Source organism: Saccharibacillus brassicae, from assembly GCF_006542275.1.
Lineage (GTDB): Bacteria > Bacillota > Bacilli > Paenibacillales > Paenibacillaceae > Saccharibacillus > Saccharibacillus brassicae.
The window spans coordinates 4,341,780-4,363,628 of the sequence record NZ_CP041217.1 but is presented as its reverse complement, the minus strand read 5'-3'; the positions used below and the strand labels follow the sequence as shown (position 1 = coordinate 4,363,628).

The following is a 21,849-nucleotide window of genomic DNA, read 5'->3' as shown; positions in this document are numbered from 1 at the left end:
TGTCTTTATTTGACGCCGTCGTACCATTCGTTGACTTCCTGCGTGATCGTATCGCCGCCGCCCGACTTCCAGGACTGGACGAACGCATCGAACGCGTCGACCGGGCTTTTGCCGTAAATCATTTCGTTGAACACCTGATTTTCCATTTTGTTCAGATAGTCCAGCTTCGATTTCATCGTGTCGGTCGCCGGGCCGGTAAACCGGTTTTTGTGCGAGCTGTTTTCCTGGCTCAGCAGCACTTTGGCCGCCGCCGGCGTTTCCGCCCCGTAGTTGAGCGCGACGTCTTTCTCGATTTTGCTTACCGGTTCTTTGCCGTCGGCCAGACTCAGCAGCGCTTTCATCTGGGCATCGGGAATACGCGCGCCGTCATGCACAAGCAGGTACAGCGTTACGTTGACGTATCCGCCGTCGATCTCTTCGCCCGGAATCGGCTGGCCCTGGGCGTCAAGCTGGTAATCGTAGCCTTCGAACAGGCCGTAATCGTACGGGCTGCCCGGCTCGGGATCGGCGTAGTGGTCAAACAGGTAATTCTGGTAGGTGAAAAAAGCTTCCGGATGCGCCATGTCTTTTTTGATCAAAATGACGCCGTTGGAAAACTCGGTGCCGTGTCTCATCGCTTGGCCTTCGGGACCGCTCGGAATGCCAATCGGTTTCCATACGGCGTTCGGCGCGTTCTTCACCGTGTCCTGCAGCGGCCAGCCGCTCATCCAGTACGGGCCCGGAATGATGCCGGCGGTCCCGGCGACGGCCGGCTCGGCCGTTTTGTTCTCGTCCCAGAGCGCCGCTTCCTGCGGAATGTAACCTTTGGCCAACCAGTCGGCCAGCTTCGTCAGACCCGGCTTCATCGCCGGATTGACCGAGCCGTATTCCAGCCTGCCGTCCGCGCCCGCGTTCCACTGCTGCGGCAGCGTGCCGTAAGCGCCGAACACCCAGGACGGATCGCCCATCCACGTGTTCATTGTCGTCTTGAATCCGATGCTGAGCGGGACGACCTGGTCGGGCGCCAAGCCGTCGGGATTGTCGTTTTTGAACGCTTCCATGACCGTTTCCAATTCGTCCAGCGTCTTGGGCGTGCCAAGCTTCAGCTTGTCCAGCCAGTCCTGGCGAATCCACAGCAGATAATCGTTGTTATACGCGTAATCGAGAATCGGAATACCCATTCTTTTGCCGTCGCGCGTATACGGATTCCAGATGTTCGGATCGAGCTCCATCGCCTTTTTCCACGTGTCGGACGCGTATTTGTCGAACAGCGGGCCGGCTTCCTGATACATGCCGGAGTCGATCAGGTCCTGCGCCAGCAGATCGTCGCCGACGGTTACGATCTCCGGCATCTCCTGCCCGGAAGACAGCGACAGCCGCATTTTGGTCGTGAACGCGTTGTTCGTATCCGTCACGGACCACAGCGATTTGATCTCGATGCCGAATTGTTCCCGGGCCCACCGGGTCGCCACGTTGTTTTCGATCGTTTCCCCGTTTTTGAACTTGGCAATCGGGTTGATGCCCCAGGCGGTCGTGATCGTTACAGGCGGCTCGTATTTTTCTTTGTATGCGTTTTCAACAATAGGCGACTCCGCACTCTGCTCACTGCCGGCGCCCCCGCAGCCGCTCAGTATCAAGCCTGCGCATAACGCCAGCAGTCCGGCTTGGATTCCGCGTCTTCGATTTCCCAAGTCTTTCCCTCCCGATATTGAAATGGCTTCCTTTTTTTATTGTAAATGGGTTGTCGTCTTCCGGCCTATGTCGCATCTCCAACATTTCTGCACCTTTCGCAACCTTCTGTACTCTTTTCCGTGTCCGAACGCGCAAAAAGACCGGAACGAAACGTTCCGGTCTTGAATATTCCGATTAAGGTTGCCGCCGCAGCGACTATTCCAGATACCCTTTGAGGATCTTGCTCCGGCTCGGATGTCTCAGCTTGCGCAGCGCTTTGGCTTCGATCTGGCGAATCCGTTCGCGGGTTACGCCGAACTCTTTGCCCACTTCTTCGAGCGTGCGCGCCCGGCCGTCTTCCAGGCCAAAACGCAGACGCAGCACGTTCTCTTCACGCTCGGTCAGCGTATCGAGCACTTCTTCGAGCTGTTCGCGCAGCAGGCCCGCTTCGGCGAACTTCGAAGGCGCGATCGCTTCCTTGTCTTCGATAAAGTCGCCCAGCTTGGAATCCTGTTCGTCGCCGATCGGCGTCTCGATCGAGACCGGGTCCTGCGCGATCTTCATGATGTCGCGAATTTTCTCTTCGGTCATCTCCATCGCTTTGGCAAGTTCTTCGACCGAAGGTTCGCGGCCGAGTTCCTGCAGCATCTGACGCGAGACACGCATAAACTTGTTCATCGTTTCGACCATGTGTACCGGAATACGGATCGTCCGGGCCTGGTCGGCCAATGCGCGGGTGATCGCCTGGCGAATCCACCATGTCGCGTACGTGCTGAATTTGAAGCCTTTGGTATGGTCGAACTTCTCTACCGCTTTGATCAGGCCCATGTTGCCTTCCTGAATCAGGTCAAGCAGCATCATGCCGCGGCCCACGTAACGACGGGCAATACTTACGACGAGACGAAGATTGGCTTCGGCCAGCCGGCGCTTCGCTTCTTCGTCCCCTTCCACGATCCGTTCCGCCAGAGAAATTTCTTCGTTCGCGGACAGCAGGGGCGTACGCCCGATTTCTTTGAGGTACATCCGTACGGAGTCGTCGCTTCCCGCGCCGGTTAGAACGGCTTCTTCCGGAATCTGAGCGGATTCGGTTTCCAAGTTTCGATCCATATCTATTTCCCCTTCCAACAGAAAATGAAGTTTAATCCTTTATCCATCAGAAATGGTTAAAGGCTTTTTTTTCTAATATTTAACGCAAATATGATTTGACAATAAAATCAATACGTGCTATGATTTTAATATATTTGTTTATAACAACTAAATTACGGACAGCTATTAGTATAACATCTTTCCCGCTGGAAATCAACCGCGAAAGATGTTTTTTATTTCATTATTATTTGCGTCTTTTACGATTAACACCAAAAGCCCCCTTTCGAACCGGAAAGATTCGAAGGGGGGCTTTTTTATGCGATTTTTCGGGAACCTGTCCGCTTGATAGGCCGTTTGTTTTCTTTTTTCGCCTGCACGGTTCAAATCCGTTTATGCAATTTTGACTTTGCGGTCGATCAAGCGGGCAGTCAGCGTTACGAATGCCGCAATGACCGCAAGCTCGAACAAGAAAGCGACCCAGCCTGCGTTCAATCCCCGAGCCTGCATCCACAGCATGGCCGGACCCTCGGTATTCAGCTGCGGAATCGCATGGCTGGCACTGCTGCCGAACAACGCGCTTTCGATCACGGTCAGAACCAAGCCAATCGCGAAAAAGATCAGGATGCCGATCAGGTTCTTCGATTTGGCCTGCAAACTTTCCGTAACGGAAATGACCAGAAAAATGACGGACAGCAGCAGGATCACCGACCACGTTATACTGAGCCCTGCCAGGAAGACCGTCCACGCCGTAGAAGCATGAACATCAACGCTGCCGATCGAGATATACCCCTGCTGTTGAAGTTCGTTCAGCAGTCCGGTCTGCCGGTAATACAAGGTGTGCAGACCGGCGAGCAGCAGCAGCGCCGCTCCGTTCAGCAGGGCGTACAGCGCAGCGGAGCCGACATAATTCAGGCTGCCGAGCGGCAGCAGTCGACGACCGGATAAGCGGATATTTTCCCGAAAACTTCGGCAGGCCAGCATAAGCAGCACAATCGCTGCCAGCAGGTACGTAAGCAGGACCAGCCCGAATCGATTACCGACCGGTTCAGCCAGGGACCGGCCTCCGACTTCAATAGAGAGCTGCACCAGAATCAGGGCGGCCGCCACGCCGAGCAGAACGAAAGCATCGCGCTTCAAATCGTATTTCAACAAGTTTAACATTCGGCATACATCTCCTTAAAAAGTTGATCGATACTTTTACCGGAAGTCAGACGGATCTGTTCGGCGTCTCCCTGCAGGATCAGGCTGCCGCCTCGGATCATCAGCACCTCGTCAAAGATGCGTTCGATATCGGCAATGAGATGCGTGGATACGATGACGCTGCTGTCTTCTTCGTAGAACTCGATCAGCGCATCGAGAATATGGTCGCGGGCGACCGGGTCGACGCCGCCGATCGGCTCGTCGAGCAGGTACAGCGCGGCCCGGCGCGACAAGGCCAGCGTAAGCTGAAGCCGCTCCTGCATGCCTTTGGACAGCGACGCGATCTTGTCCGAACGCGACAGCCGCATAAACTCCAGCATGCGCTCTGATTTGTCCGTATCGAAATCGGCGAAGAAATCCTGCTGGAACTTCAAGGCATCGGCCACGGTCATCCACGATTCGAACGACGGATGATCCGGCATGAACGACACGAGCGATTTGGAGCGTGTCCCGGGCCGATGTCCCCGAATACGCACGCTGCCGGACTCGGGCATCAGCAGCCCGGCGACGATACGCATCAGCGTCGATTTGCCGCTTCCGTTGCTGCCGACCAGACCGACAATCCGCCCCGGCTCGATCTGCAGCGAAACTTCGCGCAGCGCCGTCTTGTTCCCGTATCTTTTGTGAAGTGCTTCGACTTTGAGCAATGGTTCCACGTTAACGCCCTCCCGTTTCCTTCTGCCCGTCTTCTACCGATTCGGACACGATTTGCACGATATGTTCCGGGTCGAACCCAAGCTCCCGCATCCCGCCGATAAAATGTTCCAGCAGTTCGGACGCCATTTCTTTTTTGATGCTCATAATTTTCTCATCCTCGCTTGTCACGAATCGTCCCAATCCCCGGCGGCTCTCGGCGATGCCTTCGCGCTCAAGCTCCTGGAACGTACGCTGAATCGTGTTCGGATTGATCTTCAGCTCGGACGCCAACTCGCGCACCGAAGGCATCTTCTCTCCCGGTCCGAGCTTGCCGGTTACGATCTGCCGCTTGATATCATTCATGATCTGCAAATAAATCGGCAGACGGTTATCGAATTCGATCGTCACGTTTGACGTTCACACCTTTCCGCAGGCCGGTCGCTTCACGGCGCAGCTCCTGTTCATTCATGCCGGACTTCGAATAACGCCTATACGGATATACGGATACACGCCTTTTCTTTATTCCCATGTACTAGTGTTATACTTAAATAGTACACTGTAACAGTTGTGTTGTATATCCTTTTTTTAAAATAAGGCAAAAAAACGTCCGTTGTTCCCGATCGGGAAAACGGACGCTTTGCGGTCAAGCCTACGAATCCATGCTCTTGCAACGTCGAACGTTCAACGCTCCATTTCGCCGTCTCTCGACAGCAGCGTCTTGAGTTCTTTCATGAACATGTTGATGTCTTTGAACTGCCGGTACACGGAAGCGAAGCGCACGTAGGCGACTTCGTCGACCGGATACAATTCCTGCATGACCTGCTCGCCGATATGGCGGCTCTCGATCTCGGCCACGGCCGTGTTGCGCAGCGAGCGCTCGACGCGGGACACGATCGTCTCCAACTGTTCGACCGACACCGGACGCTTCTCGCAGGCACGGATCAGCCCGCGCAAAATTTTGTCGCGGCTGAATTCCTCGCGGCTGCCGTCTTTTTTGATCACGATCAGCGGCGTCTCTTCCACCATCTCGAACGTCGTGAATCTCCGGCCGCAGCTCTCGCATTCGCGCCGCCTGCGGATCGATTTGTTTTCGTTAGCCGGTCTCGAATCCAGCACTCTCGTTCCGCTATAGTCGCAATAAGGGCATTTCAAACGAGTTTCACTTCCTTTCTACAGGCAGCCGGGACCCTCTCTGCCGCTTCCGATTCAGAACGTCTCGTACACCTTCGTATACTGATTATAATAGTAAATGACCCGCTGTACATAGTGCCGGGTCTCCCCGATCGGAATATCCCGCACATTTTCGAGCGTTCCGTCCCACGTGCCTTCCTTCATCCACTTTCTCACGTTGCCCGGCCCGGCGTTGTAGGCGGCCATAACGGCCAGGCGATTGTCGCCGAACTGGTCCGTCAAATTGCGCAAATACCACGTGCCGATCCGGATGTTCGTATCCGGTTCGTGCTTGATCCGCTCAAGCGTCGCTTCCGGCAGCTTGCCCTGCTCGATCGCCCAATCCGCCGTATCCGGCATAAGCTGCATAATCCCCAGCGCGCCGACGCGGGATTCCTTGCTCGGCTTGAAGTTCGTCTCGACCCGGATGATCGAAGCGATCAGAAACGGATCGATATCGTACGACTTCGACTGTTCGCGGATCTCTTCCTTGTAGCCGATCGGATACACCCAGGCCATCCATCCGCTGTTGAAAAAGAGCGCAGCCAGCACGAGCAGGAACAGCGGCAGCACGAATCTTTTCTTGAGCGTTCTCATCGCGACTCCAGACTCTCCAGCAGGCTCGCGACCTGCCGCTCCGTCTCTTCGGGCGTGCCGCTGTTGTCGATGACGTAATCGGCTCTGCGCTTTTTGTCTTCGATATCGAGCTGGGCGTTCAGCCGGCTCTGCGCCTGCTCGGGCGACAAGCCGTCGCGCCGGATCAGGCGCGTCAGCTGAAGTTCGCGCGGCACGTACACGACAACGATCCGCTCGTACAGCTCTTCAAGGCCCGATTCGTACAGCAGCGGAATATCGGCCGCCACGATCGCGTTCGGATCGGCGGCTTCGCGCTCGTCGACCTGCCGGCGGATCTCGGCGCGGATCGCCGGATGGACGATCGCGTTCAATGCCGCGCGCTCTTCCGGGCGGTTGAAGATATGCTCCGCCATGCGGCGGCGGTCCAACCCGCCTTCGGGGAGCAGGAACTCCGCCCCGAAGCGGCTGGCGACCGCGCCGAGCAGCGGCTGCCCCGGATTCATCACGTCCCGCGCGATGACGTCGGCGTCGACGACGTGCACGCCCCGGGCCTGCAGCATCCGCGACACGGTGCTTTTGCCGGTCGCGATGCCTCCGGTCAATCCGATTCTCATGCCTCGGTCCCTCCTTGGCCCGCCGGCTGGCACTGCGGGCAGTAATGCGTGCCGCGGCCGCCGACGACGATACGCTCGATCGGCGTGCCGCAGTCGTGGCAGGGCTGGCCTTTGCGGCCGTAGATCCGGTGCTGATCCTGGAACGAGCCGGATTCGCCCTGCCCGTTGACGTACGATTTGACCGACGATCCGCCGGCCGCGACCGCTTCGGTCAAAATATCGACGATGCAGCGGTGCAGCCGTTCAAGCTCGTCCGGCTTCAGGCTGCCCGCGGCGCGTTCCGGGTGCAGCTTGGCGCGAAACAGCGTCTCGTCGACGTAGATGTTGCCGATCCCGGCGACGACTTCCTGATTGAGCAGCACCGTCTTCAGCCGGGTCTTCTTGCCGGCCAGCTTCTTCCCGAGCGCTTCGGCCGTAAATTCCGGCGCCAGCGGCTCAAGGCCGAGCTTGTGCAGCGGCGCGCCCGCGAATTCTTCGCCCGACGGCAGCAGATCCATCGTGCCGAACTGCCGGACGTCGCGATAGCGCAGTTCCGTTCCGTCGGTAAAATGGAAAATGACATGCGTATGCTTCTCGACCGGATCGGCCGAGTCGTACAGGCCGTAACGGCCTTCCATGCGCAGATGGGACACGATCACCCATCCGTCGAGATTGAAGCGCAGAAATTTGCCGCTCCGTTCGATACTTCCGATCGTCTGGCCTTCCAGCAGCGCCGCGAACAGCAGCGGATCTTCCGGACGCCGCACGATGCGCGGCAGCGATACGGTTACGCTGCGAATTTCCTTTCCGGCGACAAGCGCGTTGAGCGTCCGCTTGACGGTTTCGACTTCGGGTAATTCGGGCATGCTTGTCTCACCTTTCCTTAAAGGGCATATACCGTTTATTTTTTATTTGGCTTCGTACCAGTTCGCCCCGAAACTTACGTCCGCTTTGAGCGGCACGGACAGCTTGAGCGCGCCTTCCATCGTCTCCGGCACGAGTGTCTTCATCAATTCCAGTTCGTCTTCCGGCACTTCGAATACCAATTCATCGTGTACCTGAAGCAGCATGCGGCTTTTCAGGCCGCGTTCGTTCAGCACGGCGTCGACCTGCACCATCGCAAGCTTGATAATATCGGCCGCGGTGCCCTGGATCGGCGTATTCATCGCGGTCCGTTCGGCGAACGAACGCAGCGCGAAGTTCTTCGCGTGAATCTCCGGCAAATATCGGCGGCGTTCGAGCATCGTTTTGACGAATCCGTCTTTTTTGGCTTCTTCGACGATATCGTGCATGTACTGCTGCACGCCCTGGAAGACGGCAAAATACTGCTCGATGAAGTTCGCCGCTTCCGCCCGGGTAATACCGAGGTTCTGCGACAATCCGTAATCGCTGATCCCGTAGACGATACCGAAGTTGACCGCTTTGGCCGAACGGCGCATATTCGAATCGACTTCTTCCCTGGTCACGCCGAACACGTCCATCGCCGTTTTCGTATGGATGTCCATGTCGTGCAGGAACGCGTCCTTCAAGCCCGCGTCGTCGGAAATATGCGCCAGCACGCGCAGTTCGATCTGCGAATAGTCGGCGGCCAGAATCGTCCAGCCCGGTTCCGACGGCACAAACGCTTTGCGGATCTTGCGTCCTTCTTCCAGACGGATCGGAATGTTCTGGAGGTTCGGATACTGGCTGCTCAGCCGGCCGGTCGCGGTCAGCGCCTGGCGGTAATACGTATGCACCTTGCGCGTCTCCGGACGGATTTCCTTGAGCAGGCCTTCGATATAAGTGGACTGCAGCTTCGCCAGCTGGCGGTACTGCAAAATGATCTGCACGATTTCATGCTGCGGCGCCAATTCTTCCAGCACTTTGGCGTCGGTCGAATAGCCCGTTTTGGTCTTCTTTTTGGCCGGCAGTCCCAGCTTGTCGAACAGGATCTCGCCGAGCTGGCGCGTGGAATTGATATTGAACTCCATGCCGGCATGAGCGTAGATCTCCGATTGCAGCCGCTTGATCTCGATCTCGAATTCGCCGCCCAGCTTCTCCAGATCTTCCGGATTGACCGCGATACCCTGCTTCTCCATATCGGCCAGAATGCGCGACAGCGGCATCTCCAGCTCGAAGAACAGGCGGTTCATCTCGAAGCGTTCCAGCAGCTCGCGCTGCTTCGGAATGATCGCTTCGATCGCTTCGGCTTTGCGCGCCGAATGCGCGGCCAGCGTCTCCGCTTCCGGCCAGGCGAACTTAGCGCCGCGCCCGTACACTTCGTCGTCTTCGGTCAGCGCCGGCAGTTCGTACTTGACGGCCAGGCCGCTGACGTTCGTCGCCGTCTCCGTCGGATCGATCAGATACGCCGCAAGCTGCGAATCGAACGCCGCTCCCGCGAAAGCGATCCCGTGCCAGTGCAGCACGAGGTCGAGCCGATGCAGGTCATAGCCGTTCTTGGGCGCTTCCGGATCTTCCAGCCATTCCAGAATCGGCGCGGCTTGGGGCGATTTGAGCAGTTCGAACGGCACGTAATCGTAACGTTCTTCCCCGTGCAGCATCAGTCCGACAAGCTCCGCGTGGTGCGGATTGTCCCCGTGCGTCTCCGCATGGATCACGCTGACGCGCGGCAGGAATTCCGCCAGCTCGCCGAGTGTGTCCTCGTCCGCGATCCGCACGTCGAGCGGCGGACGGTCGGCCGCCTTGGGAGCGGGTTCGGCAAACGGATCTTCGTCCGTCTCCGCCCCGTCTTCGCCGTCCGCATACGGGATCTTCTCGATCAGCGAGTTGAACTGCAGCTGGCGCAGCACCGGCACCGCGGCTTCGCGGTCCGCGCCGCCGTAAGCCAGTTCGTCCCATTCCAGCGGCAGCGGCACTTCGCGGAAGATCGTAGCCAACTTTTTGCTCAGCAGGGCGCTTTCCTTATTGTCTTCGATACGCTCTTTGAGTTTGCCTTTCAGCTTGTCCGTGTTCTCCAGCAGGTTCTCCACGCTGCCGTACTCGTGCAGCAGCTTGAGCGCCGTCTTCTCGCCGACGCCCGGCACGCCGGGGATATTGTCGGACGAATCGCCCATCAATCCCTTGAGATCGATGATCTGCAGGGGAGTGAGCCCGAACCGTTCCATAATCTGCTCCGGTCCGTGCGGCAGCACGTCGCCGACTCCTTTGCCCTTGAGCAGGTTGATGCGCACATGCGCCGATGCCAGCTGCAGCACGTCCTGGTCGCCGCTGACGATAATCGTCTCGCACTCTTGTTCGTCGGCCAGCCGGGCCAGCGTCCCCATGATGTCGTCGGCTTCGTAGTTGGCCAGTTCGTACTGCTTGATGCCGAGCGCTTCGATCAGTTCCTTGAGCAGCGGGAACTGCGTGCTCAGCTCGGGCGGCGTCTTCTGGCGGCCCGCTTTGTACTCGCTGAACGTCTCGTGGCGGAACGTCACCTTGCCCGCGTCGAACGTGACGAGGATATGCGTCGGCTTCTCGTCCTGCAGCAGGCGCAGCAGCATCAGCATGAATCCGTAGACCGCGTTGGTCGGCCGTCCGTCGGCCGTCTGGAGCGGGGCGGTGATGCCGTAGAATGCCCGGTAGATCAAATTGTTGCCGTCGATCATCATTAATTTAGTCATGTAAAACCTCCGCTTGGGTGTCTTCTTCGTTTGTCTATCATACCATTAAACGAACAAAAAGCCGAACGCCGCCTGCGCGAAAGTCCGGCTAAAAAGCCCCTTTTTTTATCGGAAAAAGAAAGCGCCTGCCCCTCGGCCAAAGCTTCCGCGCGCCGCCGCTCAGGACTCGGCTTCCTTTTTCTTTTTTTTGCCCGCGCGTGCCCGTTCGTTTCCGCTGCCCGGCTTCATGTTCATGCTGAGGATGTCTTCCGTCAGCCCTCTTTTCTTGAGCCACCAGTAGGTCGCTCCCGTCGCCGAGAGAATGACCGCAAGCGAAAACGCGTAGCCGAGCGGCCAGGACAGTTCCGGCATATGCTCGAAGTTCATCCCCCAGATCGCGCCAAGCGCGGTCGTCGGCGTCAGCAGGACGGTATAGACGGTCAGCGCCTTCATGATGTCGTTGGAGCGGTAATTCGTGACGTTCTCGTCCACCCGCAGCAGCGAATCGAGTTCTTCGTCGTACTCGCGCTGAAGCATGCCGATCCGGCGCAGCCGCAGGTCGAGCACGTGCTTGCCGTCCGAATGTTCCAGCTCCCGGCGGAACGTCTCTTCGGAAGCGTAACGGATCTCCTTGATCGGGATGATCTGGGCATTCCAGTACGTCAGATCATTGCGCAGGTTGACGGTCTGCTGCAGGATGCGCCGGTCGTTGCGGTAGCGCATCCGCTCTTCGAGCTCGTGCAGGTGCTGTTCGAACGTATCGGACTGGATAAAAAAGAATTCCAAAATCTCGCTCAGCAGCATCAACAGCGCTTCGACCGGCGCAGCGCACGACAGCATCGCTTCGACCAGTTCGTCTTCGTCCGTGCGCGTCAGCGCCGCATTTTTTCCGCCGACGAGAATAAGCCGATCTTTTTTGACGAAATAATGCAGCAGCAGATTGTTATCGCGCTTGTCCGGCGTCATGTCGAGCGTAAGCGTTCCGTTGAGCACATTGTCGCCGCCCCGGTGAGGCCGGGTCATGGCCAGCGTCCGGCTGTGCGTCCGCGCCGTCGAGTCCGCCAGCCAGCGGGCCGTATCTTCGTCGCGGATGCAGTCCGGGTGGCTGCTTGCTTCCGCATGGTCGGCGAAACGGTACCAGCGCCATTCGCGGCTGTCTTCGGTATCGGACGATCTCTTATGTATAAGCGGAAGACCGGTATTGTCCATCGCAAATCCTTCCTTCCTCGCAGCTTGCGATTTGTTCCTTTCCCCCTTTTACCCATCCCGGACCCGGAAGCAAACGGGCAGGCAAAATCAGGCGGCTTCCGCGGCTCGTTCGCAGCAAAAAACGCTTCCTCCGGCAGCAAAGGCCGGAAAAAGCGTTCGGTTCGTGCATGGCGCGATCAATCAGGAGTTGAGGTCCGGACGGTGTCCGGTCACGAGAAACACGACGTTCTCCCCGATGTTCGTCGCATGGTCGGCGATCCGTTCGATGTAGCGGCCGACCATCTGAATCAGCATCATCTGCGGAGCCGATTCCGGATTGTCGATCAGCAGCGTGTACAGCTCGCGCAGCATGGAGCCGTACAGTTCGTCCACTTCGTCGTCGTCTTTGGCCATTTTGTAAGCCAGATCCGTATTTTCGTCCATGTACGAACGCAGCGATTCCGAGATCATGCTCGAAGAAATCTCGGCCATGCGCGGAATGTCGACCAGCGGCTTGACCGTATGCTGGCCGTCCAGGCGAATCGTCACTTTCGCGATGTCGCGGGCCAGGTCGCCCATGCGCTCCAGGTCGCTGGAAATCTTGAATGCGACGATGATGCGGCGAAGGTCTTTGGCGACGGGCTGCTGCGTGATGATGAGCTGCGAGCCGAGTTCCAAAATCTCTTCTTCCAGCGCGTTCAGCTCGCCGTCGCGGCGGATGACGCCTTCGGCCTGGGCCAGGTCGTCGTTCTTGAGCGATTCGACCGCTTCCTTCAATGCTTCGTCCATGCGATTACCCATACGGATAAGCAGTTCGCGAAGCTGGTTCAATCCTGAGTCAAAGTCTGTTCTGCGGACCATATCGAAACGACCTCCTTTATTGTTGATTAACCAAACCGGCCGGAAATGTAATCTTCCGTGCGTGAATCTTCCGGCGTGGAAAATAAAGTTTTCGTTTCCGCCGCTTCGACGACTTCGCCGTTAAGGAAAAAGACCGTTTTGTCGGAAACACGTGCTGCCTGGTGCATATTATGCGTGACCATAACGATCGTGTAGCGATGCTTGATTTCGCGGATCAGCTCTTCGATCTTCGCCGTCGAGATCGGGTCGAGCGCGGACGTCGATTCGTCCATCAGCAGAACGTCGGGCTTGACGGCAAGGGCGCGCGCGATGCACAGGCGCTGCTGCTGACCGCCGGACAGCCCGAAAGCCGAATGCTTCTGCAGGTCTTTCACTTCGTCCCACAGCGCCGCCTGCTTGAGGCTTTCTTCGACGATCTCGTCCAGTTCCTTCTTGCCGCGGATGCCTTTGAGGCGCGGGCCGTACGCGACGTTCTCGTAAATCGACTTGGGAAAAGGATTCGGCTGCTGGAACACCATGCCCACGCGTTTGCGCAGCGATTCCACTTCCATGTTTTTATCGTAGATGTCGTCTCCCGCGAGCGATACGAGCCCTTCGATTCGCGTGCCCGCGATCTGGTCGTTCATTCGGTTCAATGTCCGGAGCAGCGTAGACTTGCCGCAGCCCGACGGACCGATGAAGGCAGTCGCGGCTTTCTCGGGAATATCCAGGTTGACGTTCTTGAGCGCATGAAACTGTTCGTAATACAGATCCAGGTTTTCGGTACGAATAATGGGTTGCATCTTCTGAGTCTCCTTCGCGGTTCTCCTCAAGCCAGTTTATCGCCGGAATGTTAAAGGCATTAAGAAGAAATGTAAACGCAGCGTAAAATTTACCGAGACATGCTTCAAAACCCGATTTACCGGCTCTCCAACGAACTTTCCAACGTCTGCCGAACAGCCCCGACTTCGCGCAGGGCGCTTTCCGTCAATCCGAACGTAAACCGGCCGCCTTCCTCGGAGCCGCGCGCCGATGCCGACACTTCGCGGAATTCGTCGTCCGCGGCTCCCATCCGGCCCGCCGCGCCGCGAATACGCGTCTCGGCTTCTTCCATGCCGCTCGCCGCGCCCAGACTGAGCGCGTTCATCCGCTCGAGCAGGCTGCCGATCTCGTCCGAGAGCCGGCGGGTCGATTCCGCCAGCGCCCGGACTTCGCCGGCGACGACCGCGAAGCCCCGGCCGGCTTCTCCGGCGCGCGCCGCTTCGATCGAAGCGTTCAGCGCCAGCAGCGAGCTCGTGCCGGCGATGCCGCGGATCGAGCCGGTCGCCTGCGCGATCTCCCGGGCGCAGTCCAGCATGTCGCCGATCGCTCCCCGCTGACCGGCGATCGCTTCCGACGCTTCGGCGAACGCCTGTCCCGCTTCGGACAGCGCACGGCGCCCTTCTTCCGTGCGGCGGTTCATGCGCGCCGCTTCGCTCAGGGCGCCGCCCGCCGCCGCGTGGATCTCGGACAGCGACCCCGATACGCCGTCCAGCACGAAGCGGCTGCCGGCAATCTGCTCCTGCCGCTCGCGCGCGGAGCGCTCCTGCAGGTCGCGCGACATGCGAATCAGGTCGCGCACGGTCAGCACGCCTTCGCAGCGTTCCTCGCGCGTCAGCACGACGCAGTCGGCGAACGATTCGTCGCCCCGCGTCAGGGCGATATCGATCAGTTCCGCGGGCGGCGTTCCGCAGTCCGCCGTCAGCGGCTCGATGCCGGCCGCCTGCGCGACGGGACGGTCGTAGAACAGCTCCGGCGCGAAACGTCCCGTCAATTTGCGATAGAACGCATCGCGCATCAACAGCAGCGTCGGCCGTCCGTCCGGCGAGCATACGACGACGCAGGGAGCGCCGGGTTCGCGCTTGAACACCTGCAGCGCTTCGAAGCAGGTCAGCTCCGGCCCGATGATCGGCGCGGGCCGGGAGTAATCGGCCAGCTTGAGCTCGGGCTCGGCGGCGACTGCGGGCGTGGGCAGGGCCGGCACGGGCGCGGCGGATGTGGACGCGGCGGGCGTAGGCAGGGCCGGCGCAGATGCCGCCGCGGATGGAATTGCGGCGGGCGAAATCGCGGAAACCGATTTCGGGGACGCGGGAACGGGCAGGCGCCGAAGTTCGGCGGCGGGCTTGGCGGCGGGAAGCGCGGGCCGCGATTCGCGGCGCGGCGCAGCTGCGGCAGCGGCCGGTTCGGCGCGCGGCGAAGAAACGGCGGCCCGCGGTTCGGCAGGCCGCGACGGCACCGACGGTTGAACCTTACTCCGTGCGGCCGGCTCGGCCTTTGCCTGCCGCTCGACCGGCGCAGTGATTGCGGCCGGTAGTGCCTTTGCAGGCTTTGCAGCCTTCGCAAATGCAGCCGGCACAGGCTGCGCCTGCTCCTGCACCGCGGTCTGCTCCACCGGCGTATCCGCTGCGGCCGTCGTCTGCTGCGGCGAATGGTCCGCCGCCTCCTCTACCGGCCTGCGCTCTTCGCCGCCCGCCGCAGGCGCAGCCGGAACGGCGCCCAAATCGTCGCCCAATCCGGACCTTTGTTCGGCGGGCGCCCCTGCCCGACCGATCGATTCCTTGTTTTCCTGCATGACTTCCTTTTCAGACTGAGTCTTTTGAACCAACTCTTCCCTTTCCAAAGTCCCCGCTCCCGGCATGAAAGGTTGTCCCCCTGTCGCTTTTTCTTCTATTGTATGCCCGTGCCGTTCCCCGCGTGTCAACGCACTGTTAATACTAGGTAAAAAGACATAAAAAAAAGACTCCGACCTTCCCTTAAAGGGAAGATCTGGAGTCCGCTTTGGCTTGGGCCACGACGAGCTTGTAGCCGACGCCCCGGATCGAGTCGATATGCACCGAACCCGGATCGAGTTCCAATTTCTTGCGCAGGGAGCTGACGTGGACGTCGACGGTGCGCTGACCGCCGATGTAGTCGAAGCCCCATACGGCGTTCATCAGATCGTCGCGCGTCATGACGACGCCCGGCTTGCGTGCCAGATACAGCAGCACTTCGAATTCTTTGGGCCGCAGATTGATCGACTGCTGACCGAGCGTCACTTCGTATTTATCCGGATAAATGGTTAACGCTCCGAGGCTGATCTTCGATTCGGACGCGGTCGGAGCCGCGTATTCCGTCTCTTCGCCCGACGTGCGCCGGATCACCGCGCCTACGCGAGCCAGCATCTCGGATACGCCAAACGGTTTCGTAATATAATCGTCCGCGCCGAGCTTGAGCCCGAGCACGATATCTTCTTCCGCGTTCTTCGCGGTCAAGATGACGATCGGCGTCTTGACGCCGGACGTGCGCAGCTTCTCCAGAATCTCGATTCCGCTCATGCCGGGCAGCATCAAATCGAGCAGGATCAAATCGAACGCTTCCTTGCGTGCCCGTTCGTATCCGCCCGTGCCGTGTTCTTCGAGCACGACCTCGTAACCGTCCTGGGACAGATTGTATGAAATCAACCGGGACAGCGTAGGCTCGTCTTCGATGACGAGCAATTTCCTAGCCATTGGCTCGATCCCCCATTTCATTTGCCTGCGGCGTGTGTGTCCAATGCCTGCGTCGCCTTGCGGCATGAATCGACAGATTTGTACCCCGCCTTTTTTTGACCTACATCAGCATATCATGGCATTGTTAACGCTGTGTAAAAAATTACGGATTTTCCTGAAGCACCGGCAGTTCGACGCTAAAAGTGCTGCCGACGCCGAGTTCGCTCTCGACCGAGATCGAGCCGCGGTGCAGTTCGACCAGATGTTTGACGATCGACAGGCCGAGCCCCGTTCCGCCCGAACTTCTCGAACGCGCTTTGTCCACCCGGTAGAACCGTTCGAAAATGCGCGGCAGATCTTTTTTGGGAATGCCGATTCCGTTGTCCACGATGCTGAACCGTACCCGCTCGTCTTCGTATTCCCCGTCCGCGAACTCTTCGACCTTGATGACGATCCGTCCGCCTTCCGGCGTATAGCTCACCCCGTTGCCGACCAGGTTGATAAAAATTTGCCGCAGCCGGTCTTCGTCCGCTTCGATGAACAGCTCCTCCGGCACGTTGAGCCGAATCTCGATCCGCTTGTGTTCGGCCGCCCCCTCAAGCACTTTGCTCACCGATTCGAACAGCGTCAGCACATGCACCGGCGCGTAATCGAGCTGGATGCGGCGGGATTCGATTTTGGACAAATCGAGAATATCGCCGATCAGCCGGTTGAGCCGGTCACCCTCGTCGTAGATGATCTTGAGGAACGAACGCGCCGTTTCTTCGTCTTTGACCCCGCCGGCCAGCAGCGTCTCCGCAAAGCCCTGAACGGCGGCGACCGGCGTCTTGAGCTCGTGGGACACGTTGGCGACGAATTCGCTGCGCATCCGTTCGAGCCGGCGAATATCGGAGATGTCCTGGAACAGGAACAGCATGCCGTGGTACGACTTGTCCCGCACCGTCATCGGCACCCCGTCGAGCGTAATGAGCCGTTCTTCCGGCACGAACAGTGTCAATTCGTCGTGCATGCGCACTTTGCGCTGCAATCCTTCTTCAATGAAGCGCGTCAGCTCGTAGAACCGTTTCAGCTCCACATAAGGACGTCCGACGACGCGGTCCGACCGGATGCCCAGCATCCGCTGCGCCTGCCGGTTGACGAGGCCGATGTTCTCCTGCTCGTCGACCATGATGATGCCGCCGGTCATGTTGTCGAGCACGTTCTGCAGCAGACTCTCGTTGTCGCGAATCGTCAGCATCTGCGCCTGCAGGCTGTCGGCCATGTTGTCGATCGAAGCGCCGAGCTGGCCGATCTCGTCGCGGCGCATCGGACCGACCCTCGCGTCGTAATCGAGCTTCGAGATCCGGTTCGCCGTATCCATAATATGTTCGATCGGGCGGGTCAGCCCTTTGGCCAGCCGGTAGCTGACCGCCGCCGCGATCAGGAACAGCACGACGAGCGCGCTGCCCATGATGATCCAGCCGCGCTGCAGTCCTTCTTCGACGATCGCAAGGCTCATGGACAGCCGGATATACCCGTCGAAGCCGCCGTCCGAGACGATCGGAGCGGCCACGTACAGCATGTCGCGGCCGAGCGTGTCGCTGTAGCGGACCGAGTGCCCCGGCCGGTCCGGCCGCGATGTGCGGATCTCTTCGCGGTCCAGATGGTTGTCCATCGAAGACGGATCGCTCTGCGAATCGCCGATGACCCGTCCTTCCCGGTCCACGAAAGTGACCCGCGAATCGGTCAGCTGGGCCAGCCGCCGGGCTTCGTCTTCGAAAATCGCGGGCGTGCTGGCGCTTCCTTCCGGCAGGGCCGGCAGCTCGAGCAGGTCTTCGAGCAGCGAAATCTCGCGCCCCATATATTCTTCCAGCGAGTGGATATGGGAATCGCGGAACACTTTGGCCATCGTCAAGCCGGCGGCCAAGACCGAAACGCCGACAAGCAGCAGCAAAATCAGGGTCAGGCGAGAACGAAACGGTTTCATGAATGCAGGCTCTCCTTCAGCGGGTACGGTTTGAATTTGCGTAAAACGAATTGGTGCAGCGTCGCGAGCGGCTGCTGCACGAGAATCGCGAGCACGACCGGCACGGCGGCCTGCGGCGAGAAGTAGCCGAGCGCAAGCACGAGGCCGAGCGAGTTATTGCGCATGCCGGCCGCGAACGAGACGGTGATCGACAGCTCGGGCGTCCGCTGACGCAGCAGCAGCGGCGCGTAATAGCCGAGCACGTAGCCGAACGCCACGAGCAGCAGCACCGCCGGAATGACCGACACCAGATCGCCGCGCAGCTCGTACGCGTAAGGCGCAATGCCGGCGGCGTTCAGCAAAATGACGAGCATGAAAAAAACTTTGGAGATCGGCAGCAGAATCGGGCCGGCCTTTTGTTTGAACGTGCCGCCGGACCGTTCGTAGATGACGACGCCGAGCGCGGTCGGCACGACGACCATCAGCAGCAGGTCGCGCATCAAGCCGAGTGTATCGAAAGAGAGCGCCGTCCCGAAAAAGAGCTGGATCAAGCCCGGCACGACGATCGGGCTGAGCGCCGAATCGAGCAGCACCATCGCAAGTCCAAGCGCCAGACTGCCGCCGGACAGCTCGATCCAGAGCACCGACGACACGCCGAGCGGGATGATCGTGAACAGCACGAGTCCGACCGTATACGGCGAATGGGCGCCGAACAGCACGCTTCCGAGCGCAAACGCCGCAAGCGGCGCGACCAGATGGCTCAGCGCAAGCGTCAGAATGATCGGCATCGGCCGCGCGAATACATGCTTGAGATGTTCCCGGCCGCAGCCGACGCCCATCACGAACGTGATATACGCGAACAGATACGGAATGGCGGGAACGAACGGAAGAAAAGGTTTGGAAAAAATCAGGCCCATAACGAGCATCAGCGGCGTAATCCAGAACATGCCCCGGTCTACCCAACTGCTGAACGCAAGAGCCCTTTTTCTCATAAAAGAACGCCCTCGCGCTCGAATCCTGCAGTTTCCACTTGCTTTCCTTCCTTTCCGGTTTGCTATAATGGATAACGTGTCTTCCCATCTTACCACAAAGTCCAACGGCCGAAAGTCGCCGACCGCGCAAAAGAAAGGGTGCCTCCATTGACCACTTATCCGTTCTCCGCTTATTTATACCGTCTGAAGCATATCAAACGCTGGAGCCTCATGCGCAGCACGATGACCGAAAACGTCGCCGAGCATTCGTATCACGTGGCCCTGCTGTCGCATCTGCTGTGCACGATCGGCAACGAACTGTACGGCAAGTCGCTCAACGCCGACCGCGCCGCGACGCTTGCCCTGTTCCACGACGCGCCGGAAGTGTTCACCGGCGATATTCCGACTCCCGTCAAACATCATAACGAGACGCTGCTGAACAATTTCCGCCTGATCGAACAGATGGGCGCGCAGCGCTTGACCGATATGGCGCCCGAACCGCTTCAGCCGGTCTACGCCGCGCTGATCGGCACGACCGAACCGAGCGAGGAAGACAAGCAGCTGCATGCCTACGTCAAAGCGGCCGACCGGATCGACGCGTATCTCAAGTGCGCGTGGGAAGTCGCGGCCGGCAACCGCGAGTTCGCGGTAGCCAAGCAGCAGACCGAAGAGAAGCTGGCCGAATCGGCCATGCCGGAAGTCGAATACTTCCTCAAGCACCTCGCTCCGGCGTTCGAGATGACGCTCGACGAGCTGTCCACGCAGATGGGCGAACAGGCCGATCGGCCCGAGATTCGCTAAACGCCGCGATTCTGTGTGTGCGGCACACCCAAAACGTCCCGGCTTCGCGCGCATGCGCAAAACCGGGACGTTTTTTTGCCGTTGCCTATTGGGTTCGGGCTTCTTTTCGTTCTGTTTGAGCTTCGTTCATTTATTGATTCGTGTATGGATTCGTGCGTTCATTCATTTATTCATTCGCGCGAGCGTACGCCGGAGCGGGATCGCCTTACCCGTTGACGACTTCGCCGCCGTTTACGTGAATGATCTGGCCGCTGACGTACGAGGCGTCGGACGAAGCGAGGTACACATAAGCCGGTCCGAGCTCCGAAGGCTGACCCATCCGGCCAAGCGGCTGCGATTCGCCGAACGATTCGACTTTCTCTTCCGGGAACGTCGACGGGATGAGCGGCGTCCAGATCGGACCCGGCGCCACGCCGTTGACCCGGATCTTCTGCTCCGCCAGGTTCATGGACAGCGAGCGGGTGAAGCTCACGATCGCGCCTTTGGTCGAAGAGTAGTCCAGCAGCTGCGGGCTGCCGCGGTACGCGGTGATCGACGTCGTGTTGATGACCGAGCTGCCTTCCTTCAGGTGCGGCAGCGCCGCTTTGGTCAGGAAGAACATACCGAAGATGTTCGTGCGGAACGTCCGCTCCAGCTGATCCGCCGTAATGTCGGTCAACGATTCCTGCGGATGCTGCTCGCCCGCGTTGTTGACGACGATATCGAGCTTGCCGAACTTCTCGATTACGCGCTTGACCGCTTCCTGCGAGAACGCTTCGTCGCCGAGATCGCCGACGAGCAGCAGGCATTCGCGGCCTTCCGCTTCGACGAGGCGCTTCGTTTCTTCCGCGTCTCCGTGTTCGCTGAAATACAGTACGGCGACGTCGGCGCCTTCGCGGGCGTAATGGACGGCGACGGCGCGTCCGATCCCGCTGTCTCCCCCGGTCACGATCGCGGTCATGCCTTCGAGCTTGCCCGCGGCTTTATAAGTCGGAGAGATATACTCCGGTGTTGGCGTCATGTCCGATTCCGAACCGTGTCCCTCAAGCTGTTGGGCAGGCGGACTTTGCGGCTTTGTCTCGTTGGATTTCTGTTCGTTGGTTGGCATTGTCGAAAACTCCCTTCGCGTAGGTCTTAGGCTGTCTTCAGCTTCCGTCTCATACTTACCACCGTCGGCAAAAGACAAAACAGTTTCACCCAAAATAGGTAAATATTTTAACTCCCGATGACTTCGCCGCCGTTTACGTGGAGGATCTGGCCGCTCACGTAAGACGAATCCGCCGAAGCGAGATAGACGTAAGCCGGTCCGAGATCGGACGGCTGTCCGACGCGGCCGAGCGGCTGATTCCCGCCGAACTCGGCTACCTCGTCCGCCGGATAGGTCGACGGAATAAGCGGTGTCCAGATCGGACCCGGCGCCACGCCGTTGACCCGGATCTTCTGCTCCGCCAGGTTCATCGACAGCGAACGGGTGAAGCTCACGATCGCGCCTTTGGTCGACGAATAATCGAGCAGTCCCGCGTTGCCCCGATACGCATTGACGGAAGTCGTGTTGATGATCGACGCGCCTTCTGTCAGATGCGGCAGCGCCGCTTTGGTCAGATAGAACATGGCGAAAATGTTCGTGCGGAACGTGCGCTCCAGCTGCTCGGCCGTAATATCGGTCAACGACTGCTGCGGATGCTGCTCGGCCGCGTTGTTGACGACGATATCGATCCGCCCGAACTTGTCCAGCGTCCGCTTGACGCTCTCCTGCGCAAACGTCTCTTCGCCGAGATCTCCGCTCAGCAGCAGGCAGCTGCGGCCTTCCGCTTCCACCCCTCTTTTCGTTTCTTCCGCGTCTTCATGCTGCTTGAGGTAGACGATGGCCACGTCGGCGCCTTCCCGCGCATAATGCACGGCGACGGACCGGCCGATGCCGCTGTCTCCTCCCGTGATGATCGCCGTCATCCCGGCCAGTTTGCCTGCCGCCTTGTACGTATCGGAGATCACGATCGGCTTCGGCGTCATCTCCCGCTCGCTGCCGTGCGAATCCTGCTTCTGCTGCTGCGCCGGCGGCGTCGAAATTTCCTGCTGCTTCCCGGACATGCCAACACTCCTTTCGCAAAACGGTTATGCACCCCATTA

Annotated in this window: 20 protein-coding genes; 1 reads left to right on the top strand and 19 read right to left on the bottom strand. The window is 59.2% G+C overall.

Annotated elements, in window-relative coordinates:
- Positions 1–5: 5 nt before the first annotated feature.
- The 17 genes from FFV09_RS18110 to FFV09_RS18030 all read right to left on the bottom strand — a co-directional run bounded on the left by FFV09_RS18110 (position 6) and on the right by FFV09_RS18030 (position 18,963).
- Positions 6–1,670, bottom strand: coding sequence for a type 2 periplasmic-binding domain-containing protein (locus FFV09_RS18110; RefSeq protein WP_141449132.1), 1,665 nt, complete (start codon positions 1,668–1,670; stop codon positions 6–8).
- 196 nt (positions 1,671–1,866) lie between these two features.
- Positions 1,867–2,757: an RNA polymerase sigma factor RpoD gene (gene rpoD / locus FFV09_RS18105; RefSeq protein ID WP_141449131.1), complete on the bottom strand. Its 891-nt coding sequence runs from the start codon at positions 2,755–2,757 to the stop codon at positions 1,867–1,869.
- 369 nt (positions 2,758–3,126) lie between these two features.
- Positions 3,127–3,897 (bottom strand): hypothetical protein, encoded by a 771-nt coding sequence (locus FFV09_RS18100; protein WP_141449130.1) that lies wholly within the window; start codon positions 3,895–3,897, stop codon positions 3,127–3,129.
- Entirely contained in the window at positions 3,891–4,592 is a 702-nt protein-coding gene (locus FFV09_RS18095; RefSeq protein WP_141449129.1) for an ABC transporter ATP-binding protein, read from the bottom strand. Before FFV09_RS18095 ends, FFV09_RS18100 begins: the two co-directional genes overlap by 7 nt.
- 1 nt (position 4,593) lies before the next feature.
- Positions 4,594–4,980 (bottom strand): GntR family transcriptional regulator, encoded by a 387-nt coding sequence (locus FFV09_RS18090; protein WP_141449128.1) that lies wholly within the window; start codon positions 4,978–4,980, stop codon positions 4,594–4,596.
- A gap of 273 nt (positions 4,981–5,253) precedes the next feature.
- The gene (nrdR, locus tag FFV09_RS18085; protein ID WP_141449127.1) at positions 5,254–5,724 is read right to left on the bottom strand and encodes a transcriptional regulator NrdR; all 471 of its coding nucleotides are present in this window, start codon (positions 5,722–5,724) and stop codon (positions 5,254–5,256) included.
- A gap of 54 nt (positions 5,725–5,778) precedes the next feature.
- Positions 5,779–6,339 carry a lytic transglycosylase domain-containing protein gene (locus tag FFV09_RS18080; RefSeq protein WP_141449126.1) on the bottom strand — a complete coding sequence of 187 codons (561 nt, stop codon included), beginning with the start codon at positions 6,337–6,339 and terminating at the stop codon, positions 5,779–5,781.
- Complete coding sequence (coaE, locus tag FFV09_RS18075; RefSeq protein WP_141449125.1) at positions 6,336–6,932, bottom strand: dephospho-CoA kinase; 597 nt, start codon at positions 6,930–6,932, stop codon at positions 6,336–6,338. The genes FFV09_RS18080 and coaE overlap by 4 nt, the downstream gene beginning before the upstream one ends.
- Entirely contained in the window at positions 6,929–7,777 is an 849-nt protein-coding gene (mutM, locus tag FFV09_RS18070; RefSeq protein WP_141449124.1) for a DNA-formamidopyrimidine glycosylase, read from the bottom strand. The genes coaE and mutM overlap by 4 nt, the downstream gene beginning before the upstream one ends.
- A gap of 42 nt (positions 7,778–7,819) precedes the next feature.
- A complete protein-coding gene (polA, locus tag FFV09_RS18065) occupies positions 7,820–10,513 on the bottom strand; it encodes a DNA polymerase I (RefSeq protein ID WP_141449123.1) in 2,694 nt (897 codons plus the stop codon).
- Positions 10,514–10,672: 159 nt separating this feature from the next.
- Entirely contained in the window at positions 10,673–11,701 is a 1,029-nt protein-coding gene (locus tag FFV09_RS18060; RefSeq protein WP_141449122.1) for a magnesium transporter CorA family protein, read from the bottom strand.
- 180 nt (positions 11,702–11,881) lie between these two features.
- A complete protein-coding gene (gene phoU / locus FFV09_RS18055) occupies positions 11,882–12,541 on the bottom strand; it encodes a phosphate signaling complex protein PhoU (protein WP_141449121.1) in 660 nt (219 codons plus the stop codon).
- 26 nt (positions 12,542–12,567) lie between these two features.
- Positions 12,568–13,323: a phosphate ABC transporter ATP-binding protein PstB gene (gene pstB / locus FFV09_RS18050; RefSeq protein ID WP_141449120.1), complete on the bottom strand. Its 756-nt coding sequence runs from the start codon at positions 13,321–13,323 to the stop codon at positions 12,568–12,570.
- A gap of 116 nt (positions 13,324–13,439) precedes the next feature.
- Positions 13,440–15,131 (bottom strand): methyl-accepting chemotaxis protein, encoded by a 1,692-nt coding sequence (locus tag FFV09_RS24415; protein WP_170315070.1) that lies wholly within the window; start codon positions 15,129–15,131, stop codon positions 13,440–13,442.
- Positions 15,132–15,312: 181 nt separating this feature from the next.
- Positions 15,313–16,047, bottom strand: a complete 735-nt coding sequence (locus tag FFV09_RS18040) for a response regulator transcription factor (RefSeq protein WP_141449119.1) — start codon at positions 16,045–16,047, stop codon at positions 15,313–15,315.
- Between the two features lie 142 nt (positions 16,048–16,189).
- Positions 16,190–17,992: a two-component system histidine kinase PnpS gene (pnpS, locus tag FFV09_RS18035; RefSeq protein ID WP_141449118.1), complete on the bottom strand. Its 1,803-nt coding sequence runs from the start codon at positions 17,990–17,992 to the stop codon at positions 16,190–16,192.
- Positions 17,989–18,963, bottom strand: a complete 975-nt coding sequence (locus FFV09_RS18030; RefSeq protein WP_141449117.1) for a bile acid:sodium symporter family protein — start codon at positions 18,961–18,963, stop codon at positions 17,989–17,991. The genes pnpS and FFV09_RS18030 overlap by 4 nt, the downstream gene beginning before the upstream one ends.
- Positions 18,964–19,173: 210 nt before the next feature.
- Here FFV09_RS18030 and yfbR point away from each other — a divergent pair, with 210 nt between their 5' ends.
- Positions 19,174–19,743, top strand: coding sequence for a 5'-deoxynucleotidase (yfbR, locus tag FFV09_RS18025; protein ID WP_246098584.1), 570 nt, complete (start codon positions 19,174–19,176; stop codon positions 19,741–19,743).
- 205 nt (positions 19,744–19,948) lie between these two features.
- On the opposite strand, the gene FFV09_RS18020 is transcribed toward yfbR, so the two are convergent.
- Both FFV09_RS18020 and FFV09_RS18015 read right to left on the bottom strand, forming a co-directional pair.
- Positions 19,949–20,830, bottom strand: coding sequence for an SDR family oxidoreductase (locus FFV09_RS18020; protein ID WP_141449115.1), 882 nt, complete (start codon positions 20,828–20,830; stop codon positions 19,949–19,951).
- A 107-nt stretch (positions 20,831–20,937) separates the two neighbouring features.
- Positions 20,938–21,810: an SDR family oxidoreductase gene (locus FFV09_RS18015; RefSeq protein ID WP_141449114.1), complete on the bottom strand. Its 873-nt coding sequence runs from the start codon at positions 21,808–21,810 to the stop codon at positions 20,938–20,940.
- Positions 21,811–21,849: the final 39 nt, after the last annotated feature.

Bases quoted from the DNA above. Each gene is read 5' to 3' on its own strand.
- coaE (WP_141449125.1), bottom strand. From the start codon at position 6,932: ATGAGAATCGGATTGACCGGAGGCATCGCGACCGGCAAAAGCACCGTG.
- FFV09_RS18080 (WP_141449126.1), bottom strand. From the start codon at position 6,339: ATGAGAACGCTCAAGAAAAGATTCGTGCTGCCGCTGTTCCTGCTCGTG.
- rpoD (WP_141449131.1), bottom strand. From the start codon at position 2,757: ATGGATCGAAACTTGGAAACCGAATCCGCTCAGATTCCGGAAGAAGCC.
- FFV09_RS18040 (WP_141449119.1), bottom strand. From the start codon at position 16,047: ATGGCTAGGAAATTGCTCGTCATCGAAGACGAGCCTACGCTGTCCCGG.
- FFV09_RS18060 (WP_141449122.1), bottom strand. From the start codon at position 11,701: ATGGACAATACCGGTCTTCCGCTTATACATAAGAGATCGTCCGATACC.
- pnpS (WP_141449118.1), bottom strand. From the start codon at position 17,992: ATGAAACCGTTTCGTTCTCGCCTGACCCTGATTTTGCTGCTGCTTGTC.
- FFV09_RS18030 (WP_141449117.1), bottom strand. From the start codon at position 18,963: ATGAGAAAAAGGGCTCTTGCGTTCAGCAGTTGGGTAGACCGGGGCATG.
- phoU (WP_141449121.1), bottom strand. From the start codon at position 12,541: ATGGTCCGCAGAACAGACTTTGACTCAGGATTGAACCAGCTTCGCGAA.
- FFV09_RS18015 (WP_141449114.1), bottom strand. From the start codon at position 21,810: ATGTCCGGGAAGCAGCAGGAAATTTCGACGCCGCCGGCGCAGCAGCAG.
- yfbR (WP_246098584.1), top strand. From the start codon at position 19,174: ATGCGCAGCACGATGACCGAAAACGTCGCCGAGCATTCGTATCACGTG.
- FFV09_RS18020 (WP_141449115.1), bottom strand. From the start codon at position 20,830: ATGCCAACCAACGAACAGAAATCCAACGAGACAAAGCCGCAAAGTCCG.
- FFV09_RS24415 (WP_170315070.1), bottom strand. From the start codon at position 15,131: ATGCAGGAAAACAAGGAATCGATCGGTCGGGCAGGGGCGCCCGCCGAA.
- FFV09_RS18100 (WP_141449130.1), bottom strand. From the start codon at position 3,897: ATGTTAAACTTGTTGAAATACGATTTGAAGCGCGATGCTTTCGTTCTG.
- polA (WP_141449123.1), bottom strand. From the start codon at position 10,513: ATGACTAAATTAATGATGATCGACGGCAACAATTTGATCTACCGGGCA.
- pstB (WP_141449120.1), bottom strand. From the start codon at position 13,323: ATGCAACCCATTATTCGTACCGAAAACCTGGATCTGTATTACGAACAG.
- mutM (WP_141449124.1), bottom strand. From the start codon at position 7,777: ATGCCCGAATTACCCGAAGTCGAAACCGTCAAGCGGACGCTCAACGCG.